The organism is Georgenia muralis, from assembly GCF_003814705.1.
GTDB lineage: Bacteria > Actinomycetota > Actinomycetes > Actinomycetales > Actinomycetaceae > Georgenia > Georgenia muralis.
Genome location: NZ_RKRA01000001.1, coordinates 2,573,676 through 2,589,187, shown reverse-complemented (window position 1 = coordinate 2,589,187; position 15,512 = coordinate 2,573,676). Strand labels below are relative to the sequence as shown.

Sequence of the window (15,512 nt, the reverse complement as noted above, 5' to 3'; positions counted from 1 at the left end):
GCTCACTCCACCGCGACGAGCACCTCGACCGCGCGGTCGAGGTAGGCGTCGACGGTGCCCTCGTGGTACGCCCTCGGCGCGCGCGCCCGCGGGAAGGTCGCCGTGCGCAGCTCCGCGGAGGTCAGCTCGCCGCCGTCGTCGAAGTACGCGACGAGCCGCTCGAGGAGGGCGTCGACGGCGTCGCGGTCGTAGCCGTGCCCGCTCTCCGGGCTGCGGAACCGCTCACCGGCGGGGCGCAGGAGGCGCGGGTAGAGCGTGGTCGCGCGGTCGGCGATGTGGTCCATCCAGGCGCTCTCGCCCTGCGCGGCGATGAACGCGGTGCGCCGGCGCTGGACGAACGCGCTCTCGAGCCGGTCGAGCGCGGCGTCGACCGCGGCGGCGGAGTACCCGTCGCGCACCAGCGTGAACGCGGCGGCGCGCACGTCCTTCTCGTCGAACCCGGTCGAGCTCAGCGACGCCGTGGCGGCGGCGTCCGGACCGCCCGGCTCGCCGCTCTCGTACGCCGCCCGGGCCCGGGTGAAGAACTCCTCCACCTCGGCCCGGTCGTAGCCGGTGCGCATCCGCCCCGCCGGCGGGAACATCGCCGTCATCCCTGCCCCTTCGTCTGGACGAGCACCTCGGCGGCCAGCTGGCCGCAGGCGCCGTCGATGTCGCTGCCCCGAGTGTCCCGCACCGTCGTCGGTATCCCGGCACGTCGGAGCGTGTCGACGAACTCCTGCTCGACCCCGCGCTCGCTCGCCGTCCAGATCGACCCCGGGGTGGGGTTGAGCGGGATGGGGTTGACGTGCACCCAGCCGCGGCCGCGGGCGTTGAGCTCGTCGGCGAGGAGCTGGGCGCGCCAGGCGTGGTCGTTCATGTCCTTGATGAGGGCGTACTCGATGCTCACCCGTCGGCCGGTCGCGTCGAAGTAGCGCCGGGCGGCGTCGAGGAGCTCGCCGACCTTCCAGCGCGAGTTGATCGGGATGAGCTCGTCGCGCAGGCCGTCGTCGGGGGCGTGCAGGGACACCGCCAGGGTGACCGGGATGCCCTCCTTCGCCAGCTTGTCGATGGCCGGGACCAGCCCGACGGTGGAGACGGTGACGTTCCGGGCGGACAGGCCCAGGCCCGCCGGGGCGGGGTCGACCATGCGGCGCACGGCGCCGATGACGGCCTTGTAGTTGGCCATCGGCTCGCCCATGCCCATGAAGACGACGTTGCTCAGCCGGGTGGGACCGCCGGGGAGCTCGCCGTCGCGGCACGAGCGGGCCGCCAGGCGGACCTGCTCGACGATCTCGGCGGTGGAGAGGTTGCGCGTGAGGCCCTGCTGCCCGGTGGCGCAGAAGGGGCAGGCCATCCCGCAGCCGGCCTGGGAGGAGACGCACAAAGTGGTGCGCTCGGAGTAGCGCATGAGGACCGACTCGACCATCGCGCCGTCGAAGAGGTTCCACAGCGACTTCACCGTCATGCCCTTGTCGGCGGCGAGGTCGCGGACCTTGCTCACCAGCTCGGGGACGAGGGTGGTGGTGAGCTCGTCGCGGTCCGCGGCGGGCAGGTCGGACATGTCCGCCGGGTCGCGGGTGAGGTGGGCGAAGTAGTGCCGGGCGAGCTGGTCCAGCCGGAAGGCGGGGACACCGAGCTCGGCCGCGACCGACCGGCGCTCCTCGGCGGAGAGGTCCGCGAGGTGCCGCGGGGGCTTGCCCCGACGTTTGGCGGCGAAGGTCAGGACCGGGCGGTCACCGGGGCTGACCTCGTGGGAGGGACGGATCTGGGGCTGCTGCGTCATGACCGGCCCATTCTCTCAGAGTGCCGCCTGGCCGGTGGCGGCCGCGAGGATGAGGTAGGACACCGGGGCCGCCACGAGGAGGGAGTCGAGCCGGTCCATGATCCCGCCGTGGCCGGGCAGCAGTGAGCTCATGTCCTTCAGGCCCAGGTCGCGCTTGAGGAGGGACTCGGCGAGGTCGCCGGTCGTCGCGGCGCCGACCGCGGCGACGCCCAGCACGGCCCCGGCCCACCAGGGGCCGTCGAGGACGGGGCCGAGCATGACGACGCCGACGGCGACGGCGAGCACGACCGAGCCGGCCAGGCCCTCCCAGGACTTCTTCGGGCTGATCGACGGCGCCATGGGGTGCTTGCCGAACAGCACCCCGGCCACGTAGCCGCCCGTGTCGTTGGCGATGGTGACCAGCAGGAACGTCAGGACCAGCAGCGGACCGTCCTCCAGGCGCAGCAGGAGGACGGCGAACCCGGCCAGGTACGGCACGTACGCGGCGGTGAAGATGCCGGCGGCGGCGTCGCGCACCGCGTCCCGCCCGCCCCCGTCGATGACGCGCCAGACGAACACCCCGCCGGCGGTGAGGGTGAAGGCCATGAGCATGGCCTCGGCACCGGCCACCCACGCCGAGACGAGCACCCCGACCGCCCCGACCACCAGCGGCAGGAGCGGCACCCGGATCCCGCGCTGGGCGACGGCGCGCGCGAGCTCCCACATCGCCCCCACCGACGCCACGACGGCCAGGGCGACGAAGAGCTCCGGACGGGTGAGCAGGCTGATGCCCACGAGCACCAGGAGCGAGACGCCGACGGCGATCGCGGCGGGCAGGTTCCGTCCCGCCCGCCCGGCGGGCGGGACGGGGTCCTTCGGGCGCGGCGGGGCCGGGGTGACCAGGGCCGTGCGGGCTCGCTCCCGCGCCTCGCGGAGCCGGCGCAGTGCGGCGGCGAGGCTGTCCTGGCTGTCGCGGGGGTCGGCCGCGGGTGCGGGGGCCATCAGACCTCGAGCAGCTCGCGCTCCTTGGCCTCGAGCACGTGGTCGACGAGCTCGACGTGCTTCTTCGTCAGCGCCTCGAGCTCCTTCTCGGCCCGGTCGACCTCGTCCTGCCCGGCCTCGCCGTCCTTGGCGATGCGGTCCAGGGTCTCCTTCGCCTTGCGCCGCACGGAGCGGATGGCGATGCGCGCGTCCTCGCCCTTGTGCTTGGCGAGCTTGACGTAGTCGCGCCGACGCTCCTCCGTCAGGGCGGGCAGCACCACGCGGATGACGTTGCCGTCGTCCGTGGGGTTCACGCCGAGGTCGGACTCGCGCAGGGCCTTGGCGATCGCGCTGGAGGCGGAGCGGTCGTAGGGCGTGATGAGGACGGTGCGGGCCTCGGGGATCGTGAGCGAGCCGAGCTGCTGCAGGGGGGTCGGCGCGCCGTAGTAGTCCACGAGGACCGGGTTGAACATGCCGGCGTTGGCGCGGCCGGTGCGGATGTGGCTCATCTCCTCGCGGGCCACCTCCACGGCCTTGTCCATCTTCTCCTCGGCCTCGAGCAGGGCGTCGTCGATCACGGCGTCACTCCTTGGTTGTCAGCTTCACGGGTGGTCACGAGCGTTCCGATCCTCTCACCCCGCAGGGCGCGGGTGACGTTACCGGGCTCACCCATGCCGAAGACCCGCATCGTGAGGTCGTTGTCCATGCACAGGCTGAAGGCGGCGGCGTCGACGACGCGCAGACCCTGCTGGATCGCCTCGGCGTAGGTGAGGTGGTCCAGCCGCACGGCACCGGGGTCCACGCGCGGGTCGGCGGTGTAGACCCCGTCCACACCGTTCTTGCCCACGAGGACCTCGTCGCAGTGCGTCTCCAGCGCCCGCTGGGCGGCGACGGTGTCGGTGGAGAAGAAGGGCATGCCGGCGCCGGCGCCGAAGACCACGACGCGGCCCTTCTCGAGGTGGCGGATCGCCCGCAGGGGGATGTACGGCTCGGCGACCTGCCCCATGGTGATGGCGGTCTGCACGCGGGTGCGCACACCGGCCTTCTCGAGGAAGTCCTGGAGGGCCAGGGCGTTCATCACGGTGCCGAGCATGCCCATGTAGTCGGCGCGGGAGCGGTCCAGGCCGCGCTGGGAGAGTTCCGCGCCACGGAAGAAGTTGCCGCCGCCGACCACCACGGCCACCTGGACGCCCTCGGCGACAGCCGCGGCGATCTCCCGCGCGACGGCCGAGACGACGTCGGGGTCCAGGCCGACCCTGCCGCCGCCGAAGACCTCCCCGGAGAGCTTGAGCAGGACGCGGCGGGCGGGCCCGCCGGCGGGCGCGGTGTCGGGCTGCACGGTGATCGGTCCTCCAGGGGTGGGTGGGCGGGGCAGCGGCCCCGGCGCGCGGTGGTGCGCCGGTGGCCCCGACCCGTACGGGCCGGGGCCACCGGTGGGTGCGTCAGGCGCCGACGCGGAAGCGGGCGAAGCCGGTGACGGTGCCGCCGGCCTCCTCCACGACCTTGCCGACCGTCTTCTTGGGGTCCTTGGCGAACGCCTGGTCGAGCAGGACGTTCTCCTTGAAGAACCCGTTGAGGCGGCCCTCGGTGATCTTCGGCAGCGCGGCCTCGGGCTTGCCCTCGTTGCGGGCGGTCTCCTCGGCGATGCGGCGCTCGTTCTCCACCAGGTCGGCGGGGACCTCGTCACGGCCCAGGTAGCTGGGCGAGTACGCCGCGACGTGCATCGCGACGTCGCGCCCGACCTCGGCGCCGGCGGCGTCGGTGGCCACGAGCACGCCCACCGACGGCGGGAGGTCCTTGGCGGTGCGGTGCAGGTAGCTGGCGACCTTCTCGCCGCTGACCCGCACGAGACGGCGCACGACGATCTTCTCGCCGATGGTGGCGGCGATGTTGTCGACCTTGGCCTGCACGGTCTCGCCGTCGACCTCGGCTCCCAGGAGGGTCTCGACGTCGGTGGCGCCGGTGGCGACCGCCGCGGCGAGCACGCTGTCGGCGAAGTCGATGAAGCTCTGGTTCTTCGCGACGAAGTCGGTCTCGGAGTTGACCTCGACCATGACGCCGGTCTCGCCGTCGCCCTCGGCGACGATCTGAGCCGCGACGAGCCCCTCGGCGACGGTGCGCCCCTCGCGCTTGGCGACGCCCTTGAGGCCCTTGACGCGGATGATCTCCAGCGCCTTGTCGGCGTCGCCGTTCGCCTCGTCCAGGGCCTTCTTGACGTCGAGCATGCCCGCGCCGGTCTTCTCGCGCAGAGCCTTGATGTCAGCGGCGGTGTAGTTCGCCATAAGTGATCCTCTCCAGATCAGCGGTGGTGGGTCAGGCCTGCTCGGTCTCGGCGGACGGCGCGGCCTCGGCGGCCTTGGCGTCCTCCGCGGCGACGGAGTTGTCGGCCACCTGGGTGGTGTCCGGGCCCGCGACGTCGACGCCGGGGGTCTCCTCGGCGGCCTCGGCGGCCTCGGCAACCTCCTGGGCGTCGTGGGTGACGCCGGCGGTCTGCTCGGCGGCAGCGACGTCGGCCGCGGGGGCATCGGCCGCGACCACGGAGGCGGTCGCGGACTGGTCGGCCTCGTGGGCGGCGAGGAGCTCGCGCTCCCACTCGGCCAGGGGCTCCTCCGCGGTGGGCGCGGCGCCGCCGCCACCGTGGCGGGCGACGAGCCCCTCGGCCGCGGCGTCCGCGATGACGCGGGTCAGCAGCGAGACGGCGCGGATGGCGTCGTCGTTGCCCGGGATGCGGTAGTCGACCTCGTCGGGGTCGCAGTTGGTGTCCAGGATCGCCACGACCGGGATGTGGAGCTTGCGGGCCTCGGCGACGGCGAGGTGCTCCTTCTTCGTGTCGACGATCCACACGGCCGAGGGGATCTTCGCCATGTCGCGGATGCCGCCGAGGGTGCGCGCGAGCTTGTCCCGCTCACGGCGCTGCATGAGCAGCTCCTTCTTGGTGAAGCCGCTGCCGGCGACGTCGTCGAAGTCGACCTGCTCGAGCTCCTTGAGGCGCTGGAGGCGCTTGTGCACGGTGCCGAAGTTGGTGAGCATGCCGCCGAGCCAGCGCTCGTTGACGTAGGGCATGCCCACGCGCTGGGCCTGCTCGGCGATGGACTCCTGCGCCTGCTTCTTGGTGCCGACGAAGAGGATGTTCCCGCCGTGGGCGACGGTCTCCTTGACGAACTCGAACGCACGGTCGATGTCCGTCAGCGACTGCTGCAGGTCGATGATGTAGATGCCGTTGCGCTCGGTGAAGATGAAGCGCTTCATCTTCGGGTTCCAGCGCCGGGTCTGGTGCCCGAAGTGCACGCCGCTCTCGAGGAGCTGGCGCATGGTGACGACGGCCATGGCTCGTCCTTCCTGGTGCGGGGATCCCGCACACCACGGGGCCACGCTCGCCGTGAAGGCGTCGCGCGGCCCGTCTCTCGGTTGTCGTCCGCGGCCGGGTGGCCTGGGACCCTGGTGCCCGCGACGAGAAAGCACCTCTCGCGCGGAGAGGACCGGAGGTCGCCTCGCCGACCTGGCCGTCCCGGTTGGGGACCGGGGCGGTGGTGCGACGACATGCGGGCACGCGATGTCAACCGACTGCTGCCGGTTGCGGGAGCCATGCTATCCGATCCCTGTCCGGGCCCGCACCGCCCGCCCGCCCGGGGGCACCTCTCCTCCACACGGGCAGCCCCGCAAGGACATCCCCAGGCCGGTGCCGGCGACGGCCCAGCCTCGGCTCGCACGGCGGACCCTCGCCGCATGAGCCTCTCCGGTACGCACGCCGCGGTCGTCGCCCTCCTCGTGGGGGTCTCCGGCGCCGCCCTCTCCCTGGTGGCGGTGACCGGCGGGCCGGTGGTACCCGCCGCTCCCGCCCTTGCCGCGCCGGTCGACGCCGCTCCGGTCGTCACCGCGCCGGTCGTCACCGCGCGCGTCGACCCCGCCCCGCCGGACTCGAGTCTCGACCCGGCCGGCGCCCGGAGCGGGGCCACCCCCGCGGTGCCCACGTCGAGCGCGCAGGGGCGGTCGGTCGGGGAGGTCGTGTACGACTGGCCCACCGGTGGCCCGGCCGACCTCGTGCGGGACTTCACCGCCCCGGCGCAGCCCTGGGGATCGGGCCACCGCGGCGTGGACCTGGCGCACAGCTCGGGCTCGGCGGTCCGCACGGCGGCCGACGGCGTCGTGGTCTTCGCCGGCCAGGTGGTGGACCGTCCGGTGGTCTCGGTCCAGCACGCCGACGGGGTGCGCACGACGTACGAGCCGGTCTCCCCCGTGGTGGCGACCGGCGACCGGGTGCGCCGCGGCGAGGTCCTCGGCCTGCTGGAGTCCGGTCACTGCCCCGTGTGGGAGCTGACGACCTGCCTGCACTGGGGCGCCCGCACGGGTCCGCAGTCCTACGTCGACCCCATGGACCTGCTGGGCCTGGAGGTGGTGGTGCGCCTGCTCCCGGCAGACCTCGCCGGACTGCCGTGAGCTCAGGCCCTCGGGTGCGCCTGGCCGTAGGCGGCGCGCAGCCGCTCGGGGGTGACGTGGGTGTACCGCTGGGTGGTCGCGAGGGAGGCGTGCCCCAGGACCTCCTGGACCGTGCGCAGGTCCGACCCGCCCGCGAGGAGGTGCGTGGCGGCGGTGTGGCGCAGACCGTGCGGCGCGAGGTCGTGCACGCCCGCCGCCGCGGTGAGCCGGTGCAGGACCTCGCGCACCGTGCGGGGGTCCAGCCGCGCTCCGCGCGCCCCCAGGAGCAGCGCGCCGGCGGAGGTGGGACCCGCGAGCGCCGGTCGGCCGCGCTCGAGCCACGCCGCCGTGGCCCGGGCCGCCGGGACGCCGAAGGGCACCACCCGCTCCTTCCCGCCCTTGCCGAGCACCCGGACGGTCCGCTCGGCGAGATCCACGTCGTCGACGTCGGCACCCACGAGCTCGCTGATGCGCACCCCGCAGGCGTACAGCAGCTCCAGGGCCGCCCAGTCGCGCAGGTGCAGGGGTTCGTCGTCGGCCGCACGCTCCTGCGCCGCGGCCAGCAGGCGGGCGGTGTCGTCGACGCCGAGGACCGTGGGCAGGTGGCGGTCGGCGCGGGGGCTGCGCAGACGTGCACCGACGTCCGCGGGCAGGTGCCCGCTGCGGTGCGCCCAGCGCGAGAAGGCACGGGCGGCAGCGGCCCGGCGGGCCAGTGTGGCTCGTGACATCCCACGCCGCTGCTGCGCCGCGAGCCACCCGCGCAGGTCGGTGAGGTCGAGCGAGGCGAGCGCCGTCGGCGCGGCGCCGGCCGCACCGAGGTAGGTGAGCAGGTCGAGGACGTCCCCGGCGTAGGCGCGCACGGTGTGCGGGGACATCCCGCGCTGGAGGGCGAGGTGACGCAGGAACGCGTCGAGCACCTCCCGGTCCGCCTCGACGCTCATCACGCCACGGTAGCCAGGCGGCCCCGCTCAGGTCCGGCGCCACGCGCTGCCGTGCCGGCGGACCCGGCCGGCGAGCTCGAGGAGGCCGAGCGCAGAACGGACCTCGGCGGCGCTGAGCCCGGCGGTCCGGGCCAGGTTCTCCGCCGGTGCCGCCGACCGGGCGGGCAGAGCGTCGAGGACCCGGGCGGCGACGTCGTCCAGACCGTCGAGGAGGCCTGCCTGGACCGCGGGCTCGGCGACCGTGGCGCTGCCCACCGGGCCCGCGAGCTCGAGGACCTCCGCGGCGTCGGTCACGCACACCGCCCCCTCGCGCAGCAGCCGGTGGCAACCGACCGACGCCATCGAGGTGATCGGGCCCGGGACCGCGCCGACGGGCCGGGCGAGCTCGGCCGCACGGGTGGCGGTGCTCAGGGCCCCTGAGCGCCAGGCCGCCTCGACCACGACGGTCACGGCCCCGAGCGCCGCGATGAGCCGGTTCCGCGCGAGGAACCTCGACCGGCTCGGTGCGCAGCCCGGAGGTACCTCGGCGACGACCGCCCCGTCGGACTCGACCGCCTCCAGGAGGGCGGCGTTCCCGGCTGGGTAGAGCCGGTCCACGCCACCGGCGAGGACCGCCACGGTCGGACCGCCGGCCGCCAGCGCCCCGCGGTGGGCAGCGGCGTCGATGCCGTACGCCCCGCCGGAGACGACGACCGTCCCGGCCTCGGTCAGTGCGCCCGCCAGGTCGGCGGCCGCGCGCTGGCCGTAGGCGGTGGCCGCGCGGGCGCCCACGAGCGCGGCCGTCCGTGGAGCGGCGAGGACGGTGGGGTCCCCGCGCACCCACAGGGCGAAGGGTGCGCCCTCGCCCAGGTCGGCGAGGGCGGTGGGCCAGCCGGGCTCACCCGGCACGACCAGCGTCCCGCCGAGCCGGTGGAGCACCTCGAGCTCGCGGCGCACATCCAGGTTCTCCAGGCGCGGCACCCACCGCGCCACGGCCGCCTCCCAGGGCCGTTCTTCGCCCGGCACCGCCGCCGGCCGGCCGCGGGCGGCACCGACGAGCCAGTCCAGGGCTGCCACCGGGCCGAGCCGGGAGACGAGGATCCCGGCGGCCGTGTCTCCCGGCTCCACCAGGCGGCTCCAGGCGGCGGCCGCCAGGCGGGCGTCGCCGGCGTCGAAGGGCAGGTCAGGCATCGCTCTCTCCTCTCGTGCGCAGCCCGAGGGCCGCGCCGACGTCGGCCACGGTCGGGCGGCCGCGTCCGTCGAGGTCCGCCAAGGTCCACGCCAGACGCAGCACGCGGTCCATCCCCCGCATGCTCAGCACCCCGCGGTCCGCGGCGCGGCCGAGGGCGGTACGGACGTCGTCGGGGAGGTTGCCCTCCGGGCCACGCAGCCAGGAGCCGGGCACGGCGGCGTTGGTCGACCAGGGGGTGCCGGCCAGCCGCCGGCGCTGACGGTCCCGGGCCAGGGCGACGCGCGACGCCACGGCTGCGGTCGTGTCCGGGGCTCCGCCGAGCGAGAGCGCGGCGCGGCTCACCGGCTCGACGTCGACCTGGATGTCGACGCGGTCGAGCAGCGGGCCGCCCAGCCGGGCCAGGTAGCGCCGCCGCTCCATGGGCCGGCACGTGCAGTGCAGGCCCTTGCCCACCGCCCGTCCGCACGGGCAGGGGTTCGCGGCGAGCACCAGCTGGAAGCGGGCGGGGTAGCGTGCGGTCCCGGCCGCACGGTGGAGGACCAGCTCGCCGCGCTCGAGCGGCTGACGCAGCGTCTGCAGGACCCGTGGGGAGAACTCGGGAGCCTCGTCGAGCAGGAGCACCCCGTGGTGCGCCCGGCTGGCGGCACCGGGGCGCGGCAGGCCGGACCCCCCGCCGACCACCGCGGCCGGTGTGGCGGTGTGGTGCGGCTCCTCGAAGGGCGGTCGCCGGATGAGTCCCTGGGCGGGGTCGAACGTGCCGGCCACCGAGTGGACGGCGGTCACCTCCACCGCCTCGGCGTCGGTGAGGTCCGGCAGCAGCCCGGGCAGGCGGGCGGCGAGCATCGTCTTCCCGGCGCCGGGCGGTCCGACGAGGAAGAGGTGGTGGCCGCCCGCCGCGGCGACCTCCAGGGCGAACCGGGCCTCGTCCTGCCCCAGCACCTCCGCGAGGTCCGGCGGAGCCGGCACGACCGGGGGCACCACGACCGAGCGCGGGATCTCGGTGGGCAGGTCCGGGACCCGGGCGTCACCGCCGTAGGAGCGCAGGAGCTCGGCGAGGTGGTGGACCGGCCGGACGACCGCCCCGGGCACGAGCCTCGCCTCGACGGCGTTGGCGGCGGGGACCACGACGTCGGGCCGACCGGCGCTCACCGCCGCGGCCACGGCGGGCAGGATCCCGCGCACCGGGTGCAGCCGACCGTCGAGCCCGAGCTCACCCAGGTGGACCCGCCCCGCGGCCTCCGCCGCCCCGGGCAGGCCCACAGCGGCCAGCACGGCCACGGCGAGCGCCAGGTCGAGGCCGGAGCCGGTCTTGGGCAGGGTCGCCGGGGAGAGGTTCACCGTCGTCCGGCGCGCGGGCCACGCCAGTCCCGAGGACGTCACCGCGGCCCGCACCCGCTCCTTGGCCTCGTTGACCGAGGCGTCGGGCAGCCCGACGACCGTGAAGGCGGGCAGGCCGGGCGCCACGTGCGCCTCCACCTCGACGACGTGCCCCTGCAGCCCCAGGAGCGAGACGGTGCGGGTACGTCCGAGCCCCACTCACCCCACCGCCCTGAGGTGCTCGACCACCGCCGGTCCCGCCGGTCTGGCCAGGACCGCGACGACGTCGATGCGGATGCCGCGGGCGCGGCGGTCGTGCTCGCTCAGCCACAGCGCCGCCAGGACGCGCAGCCGGGCGAGCTTGACCCGGGTCACGGCCTCGGCGGGGTGACCGTGCGCCGTTCCCCGTCGGGTCTTGACCTCGACGAAGACGATCTCGTCGCGCTCGTGGTCGACGGCGACGAGGTCGATCTCCCCGCGCGCGCAGCGCCAGTTGCGCTCGACCACCTCCAGGCCCTCCTCGGCGAGGAGCCGCTCGGCCACGCGCTCGCCGTACGCACCGACCGCGTCCTTGGCTCTCATGGACGCGAGCCTGCCGGGGCGGCGGACCCTGACGTCGGCCCGCCCGCCCGGCTGGGGACGGACCGTCAGCGCGGTGAGCGGTGCGGGAGGAGTGGGCGGCGCCGCGGCCTCAGGGCCTCGGGCTCGCGTGGGGCAGGTGACGTCGCGCGGGTCCGGTCAGGGCATCGCCACGCGTCCGGTCAGGAGACGTCGAGCGCGCCGGTCAGGGGACCTCGAGCTCGCGCTTGGCGAGCTCCTCGACGTTGACGTCCTTGAACGTGACCACCCGCACCGACTTCACGAACCGGGCGGAGCGGTAGACGTCCCACACCCAGGCGTCGGTCAGGGTCAGCTCGAAGAAGACCTCCCCGCCGGTCGAGCGCACCTGCACGTCGACGTTGTTGGCCAGGTAGAACCGGCGCTCGGTCTCGACGACGTACGAGAACAGGCTCACCACGTCGCGGTACTCGCGGTACAGGTCGAGCTCGAGCTCGGTCTCGTAGTTCTCCAGGTCCTCGGCGCTCACGGGACCATCATGCCCTCCGGCCGACGCTCGGACGTACGCGCACCGTCGTGGGTGGCGAGCGCGTCGTCGTGGGAGGCGAACCCGTCGTCGTGGGAGGCGAACCCGTCGTCATGGGTGTCGCGCGCGTCGTCGTCGCCGAGGACGTCATCATCGAGGACGTCGTCGCTGACGGCGTCCTCGCAGGCCGCCACGTCCTCCCCGCTCGGGTCGATGCCGCCCGCGCGGTCGGGGCCGCCCAGGCCGGGCAGCCGCCAGGAGCGGCGGTGCAGCTCACAGGTGCCGTCCTCGCGCAGGGCCTCGATGTGCTCGGCGGAGCTGTACCCCTTGTTCGCCTCCCAGCCGTACCGCGGGTGGTGCGGTGCGAGGTCCACCATGATCCGGTCGCGGGCCACCTTCGCCAGGACGCTCGCGGCGGCGACGACGGCGCACGCGGCGTCGGCCTTGACCTGGGTGCGCACCGGCGGGCACGGGACGGGGGCGCCCGGCACGTCGAGATCGGGCACGAGCATCGCCGAGAAGAGGTCCGGCTCCGGGTCGCTGAGCCAGTCGTGGACGCCGTCGAGGATGACGACCGCCGGGACGCGTCCGCGGGCGGCCAGCTCGGCCAGCGCCCGACGGCCGGCGAGCCGCAGCGCCGCGATGATGCCGAGGCGGTCGATCTCCTCCGGACCGGCGTGGCCGACGGCCGAGTCCGCGCACCACGCGTGCACCGGGTCGACGAGGTCCTCACGGGCCCGTGCGGTCAGCAGCTTGGAGTCGGCGAGGCCACGGGGCATCCGGCGCGACGTCGCGGCACCGACGACGGCGACGCCGACGGTGACCGGGCCGGCCAGCGCGCCGCGCCCCACCTCGTCCATGCCCGCGACGAGGACGTCGCCGCCGAGCTCGGCGAGCAGCGCCGTCTCCAGGCTCCGCGACGGCCGGCGTCGGGCGGTGGACCGCACGGCGGCTCTCGTCGCCGGCACGCGGTCGGCGGGCGCGCTCACGGCGCTGGGGCCGGGACGTCCTCGAAGGTCCCGGGGTTGTTGAGCAGGGAGATCCGCTCCGCGGGCCACAGGATGACGAAGGCGCGGCCCACGACGTTGTCGACCGGCACGGTGCCGCCGCCGGGGTCACCGAGGTGCGCGCGGGAGTCCGCCGAGTTCGAGCGGTTGTCGCCCATGAGCCACAGCTGGCCCTCGGGGACCTCGACGGAGAAGTCGGTCTCGCTCGAGGACACGCCCTCCCGCAGGTACGGCTCCTCGACGGCCTCGCCGTTGACCGTGAGGACGCCGTCCTCGGCGGCCACCGTGTCGCCGCCGACTCCCACGATGCGCTTGATGAGGTGCTGGCCGGCGTCCTGGGGAAGCAGACCCACCCAGGTGAGAACCTCGGTCACCCGCTGCTGCCACACGGGCCGGGTGTCCGGGGGGAGATCGTCGAGCCACCCACCAGGGTCGACGAAGACGACGACGTCACCGCGCTCGAGGTCGAACGGCTCGGGCGCCAGCTTGTTGACCATGACCCGGTCACCGAGCTCGAGGGTGTGCTCCATGGAGCCCGACGGGATGTAGAACGCCTGCGCGAAGAAGGTCTTGATGAGGACGGACAGGACCAGGGCGCTGACCATCACGGTGAGGGTCTCGCGCAGCCACCCGCCACGGCGCCGGGCCGGGGGCGCGGCGGCCGAGGGAGCGGGAGCGGGCGGGTAGCTCGGCGGCATCGCCGGGCGGGGCGCCGGCGCCGTCGGGGCGAGGGGCTCGCCCTGCTCCGGCGCGTTGGTGCTCTCGGTGCTCACCTGGTCGTGACTTCCCCTCTTGCGGTGCGACCCTGCCGGTCGCGGCCCGACGGGGGCCGTGGCTAGACCCTACAAGGTCCGGACAGCACGCTGCCCGGCACACCGCGAGGGTGGCCGGGCAGCACGGGTCAGCGCGCGGTGGGCTGGCGCTTCTCCTTGATCTTGGCCTTCTTGCCGCGCAGGGAGCGCAGGTAGTAAAGCTTGGCGCGACGCACGTCACCGCGGGTGACGACCTCGATGCTGTCGAACGAGGGCGAGTGCACCGGGAAGGTCCGCTCGACGCCCACGCCGAAGCTGACCTTGCGGATCTTGAACGTCTCGCGCACGCCGTCGCCCGAGCGGGCGATGACGACGCCCTGGAAGACCTGGATGCGGGAGCGGGTGCCCTCGACGACCTTGACGTTGACCTTGAGGGTGTCGCCGGGCCGGAAGGACGGGATGTCCTCGCGGAGCGAGGAGGCGTCGACGGTGTCCAGGGTCTGCATGTGATCTCTTCCCGCTCGTGCCACAGGTCACGCGCGCTGCTCGGGCGGCGGTGTGCCGCTTGTCGTCTCGTGGGTGCTCGGCGTCGGCGTGCCCGGTCCCCCTGTGGCAGGTCCGGGAGGCACGATGTCGCGACGCAGGGCCGTCCTAGTCTGCCACAGCCGTGACGGGCTGGCTAACCTCCGACGTCGGGCCCGGGTGTGGCGTGCGGCACCGGACGGGCCATGACCAGGTCCTCCTCGAGCGCCTCGCCCACACGGAACGAGCGGGTGCCGACCGTGGTGTACCCGTGCCGGAGGTAGCTGCGCTGCGCGCGGCGGTTCCCCTTGTTGGTGCCGAGCCAGAGCGTGGCCACGGGCTCGCCCTCGACCCGACGCTCGGCGACGGCGTCCACGGCGGAGGCCATCAGCGCACCGCCGAGGCCGGTCCCGTGAAGCTCGGGCAGCACGTAGCACTTGCTCAGCTCGGCGGCCGGGCGGCCCGGGACGATCTCGGCGACCTCGGCCGCCGCCGGCCCCTCATCGGCCGAGAGCGGCAGGACGACGACGGTGTAGCCCACGAGCGGGCCCCCGCCGGCGACGTCGGAGCCGACGTCGGTGCCGGCGTCGGTGCCGACGTCGGTGCCGGCGTCGGCCACCTGCACGAGGTAGCGCTCGGGCTCGGCCAGGTAGGCGGCGAAGTGCGCGGCCGTCAGGTGTGACCCGACGAACGCCGCGATGTCCTCCGCCCCCAGGCCGGGCGGGCAGGCCAGCGGGAAGGTGGCCGCGGCCAGGTCCGCCAGTGCCGGGGCGTCGGCGGCGACGGCGTCGCGCACCCGCACCCGGACCGGCCCGGACCCGGCGGGGACGTACCAGCCGAGCCCGGCGAGCACGCGGCGGTCCTCGGCGTCGAGGTCCCCGGGCGGGAGGGCGGCGAGCATGTCGGGCCGTCGCTCGGCCGTGCGTGCCAGTGCCTGGTCCCGCCGCCAGCGCGCGACGCGCCCGTGGTGGCCGGAGGTGAGGACCTCGGGGACGGCCAGCCCCGCCCAGACGGGCGGCTTGGTGTAGACGGGGTACTCCAGGAGCCCGGCCTCCCCGTGGGACTCCTCGACGAGGGAGGCGGGGTTGCCGACGACGCCGGGCAGGAGCCGGGCCACGGCCTCGACGACGACCAGCGCGGCGACCTCGCCGCCGTTGAGGACGTAGTCGCCGATGGAGACCTCGCGCACCTGCACCCCCGGCACGGCGGAGTAGTGCTCGGCGACGCGCGCGTCGATCCCCTCGTAGCGGCCGCACGCGATGACGATCCGCTCGGCCCCGGCCAGCTCCTGGGCCATGGACTGGGTGAGGCGCTCGCCCGAGGGGGTCGGCACCAGCAGCACCGCGGGCCCCTCGCCGATCACGCCGTCCAACGCGGTCCCCCACACGTCCGGCCGCATGACCATGCCGGCGCCCCCGCCGAACGGCGTGTCGTCGACGGTGCGGTGGCGGTCCGTCGTGACGTCGCGCAGGTCGTGCACGCGCAGGTCGAGCAGCCCGTCCCGACGGGCCCTGCCCACCAGGGAGAGCTCGAGCGGGGCGAGGTAGTCGGGGAAGATCGTGACGACGTCGACGCGCACG

17 protein-coding genes are annotated in these 15,512 nt (G+C 74.8%); 1 reads left to right on the top strand and 16 read right to left on the bottom strand.

Annotated elements, in window-relative coordinates; all coding sequences use genetic code 11:
* Positions 1-2: 2 nt before the first annotated feature.
* From EDD32_RS11675 to rpsB, 7 genes are all read right to left on the bottom strand, one after another.
* Positions 3-590 carry a DivIVA domain-containing protein gene (locus EDD32_RS11675; RefSeq protein ID WP_123917669.1) on the bottom strand — a complete coding sequence of 196 codons (588 nt, stop codon included), beginning with the start codon at positions 588-590 and terminating at the stop codon, positions 3-5.
* On the bottom strand, positions 587-1,762 hold the full coding sequence (gene rlmN / locus EDD32_RS11670; protein WP_123917667.1) for a dual-specificity RNA methyltransferase RlmN: 1,176 nt from the start codon (positions 1,760-1,762) through the stop codon (positions 587-589). Before rlmN ends, EDD32_RS11675 begins: the two co-directional genes overlap by 4 nt.
* 15 nt (positions 1,763-1,777) lie before the next feature.
* Positions 1,778-2,743, bottom strand: coding sequence for a phosphatidate cytidylyltransferase (locus EDD32_RS11665; RefSeq protein ID WP_123917665.1), 966 nt, complete (start codon positions 2,741-2,743; stop codon positions 1,778-1,780).
* Complete coding sequence (gene frr, locus EDD32_RS11660; protein WP_123917663.1) at positions 2,743-3,300, bottom strand: ribosome recycling factor; 558 nt, start codon at positions 3,298-3,300, stop codon at positions 2,743-2,745. Before frr ends, EDD32_RS11665 begins: the two co-directional genes overlap by 1 nt.
* Entirely contained in the window at positions 3,297-4,061 is a 765-nt protein-coding gene (gene pyrH / locus EDD32_RS11655) for a UMP kinase (RefSeq protein WP_211338807.1), read from the bottom strand. The genes frr and pyrH overlap by 4 nt, the downstream gene beginning before the upstream one ends.
* A gap of 103 nt (positions 4,062-4,164) precedes the next feature.
* Positions 4,165-5,004: a translation elongation factor Ts gene (gene tsf, locus EDD32_RS11650; RefSeq protein WP_123917661.1), complete on the bottom strand. Its 840-nt coding sequence runs from the start codon at positions 5,002-5,004 to the stop codon at positions 4,165-4,167.
* 31 nt (positions 5,005-5,035) lie between these two features.
* A complete protein-coding gene (rpsB, locus tag EDD32_RS11645) occupies positions 5,036-6,049 on the bottom strand; it encodes a 30S ribosomal protein S2 (protein ID WP_123917659.1) in 1,014 nt (337 codons plus the stop codon).
* A gap of 399 nt (positions 6,050-6,448) precedes the next feature.
* Here rpsB and EDD32_RS11640 point away from each other — a divergent pair, with 399 nt between their 5' ends.
* Positions 6,449-7,159: a M23 family metallopeptidase gene (locus tag EDD32_RS11640; RefSeq protein WP_211338806.1), complete on the top strand. Its 711-nt coding sequence runs from the start codon at positions 6,449-6,451 to the stop codon at positions 7,157-7,159.
* A 2-nt stretch (positions 7,160-7,161) separates the two neighbouring features.
* On the opposite strand, the gene EDD32_RS11635 is transcribed toward EDD32_RS11640, so the two are convergent.
* The 9 genes from EDD32_RS11635 to trmD form a co-directional block, all read right to left on the bottom strand.
* Complete coding sequence (locus EDD32_RS11635; RefSeq protein WP_123917657.1) at positions 7,162-8,079, bottom strand: tyrosine recombinase XerC; 918 nt, start codon at positions 8,077-8,079, stop codon at positions 7,162-7,164.
* A 27-nt stretch (positions 8,080-8,106) separates the two neighbouring features.
* Entirely contained in the window at positions 8,107-9,249 is a 1,143-nt protein-coding gene (gene dprA, locus EDD32_RS11630; protein WP_123917655.1) for a DNA-processing protein DprA, read from the bottom strand.
* Entirely contained in the window at positions 9,242-10,786 is a 1,545-nt protein-coding gene (locus EDD32_RS11625) for a YifB family Mg chelatase-like AAA ATPase (protein WP_123917653.1), read from the bottom strand. Before EDD32_RS11625 ends, dprA begins: the two co-directional genes overlap by 8 nt.
* A complete protein-coding gene (locus tag EDD32_RS11620; RefSeq protein WP_123917651.1) occupies positions 10,787-11,149 on the bottom strand; it encodes a YraN family protein in 363 nt (120 codons plus the stop codon).
* Between the two features lie 202 nt (positions 11,150-11,351).
* Positions 11,352-11,654: a DUF2469 domain-containing protein gene (locus EDD32_RS11615; RefSeq protein ID WP_123917649.1), complete on the bottom strand. Its 303-nt coding sequence runs from the start codon at positions 11,652-11,654 to the stop codon at positions 11,352-11,354.
* On the bottom strand, positions 11,651-12,598 hold the full coding sequence (locus EDD32_RS11610) for a ribonuclease HII (RefSeq protein ID WP_342771403.1): 948 nt from the start codon (positions 12,596-12,598) through the stop codon (positions 11,651-11,653). The genes EDD32_RS11615 and EDD32_RS11610 overlap by 4 nt, the downstream gene beginning before the upstream one ends.
* A 38-nt stretch (positions 12,599-12,636) precedes the next feature.
* Positions 12,637-13,431 (bottom strand): signal peptidase I, encoded by a 795-nt coding sequence (lepB, locus tag EDD32_RS11605; protein ID WP_246006104.1) that lies wholly within the window; start codon positions 13,429-13,431, stop codon positions 12,637-12,639.
* A gap of 128 nt (positions 13,432-13,559) precedes the next feature.
* On the bottom strand, positions 13,560-13,916 hold the full coding sequence (gene rplS / locus EDD32_RS11600) for a 50S ribosomal protein L19 (RefSeq protein WP_123917647.1): 357 nt from the start codon (positions 13,914-13,916) through the stop codon (positions 13,560-13,562).
* A gap of 173 nt (positions 13,917-14,089) precedes the next feature.
* Positions 14,090-15,511, bottom strand: a complete 1,422-nt coding sequence (gene trmD, locus EDD32_RS20125; protein ID WP_123917645.1) for a tRNA (guanosine(37)-N1)-methyltransferase TrmD — start codon at positions 15,509-15,511, stop codon at positions 14,090-14,092.
* Position 15,512: the final 1 nt, after the last annotated feature.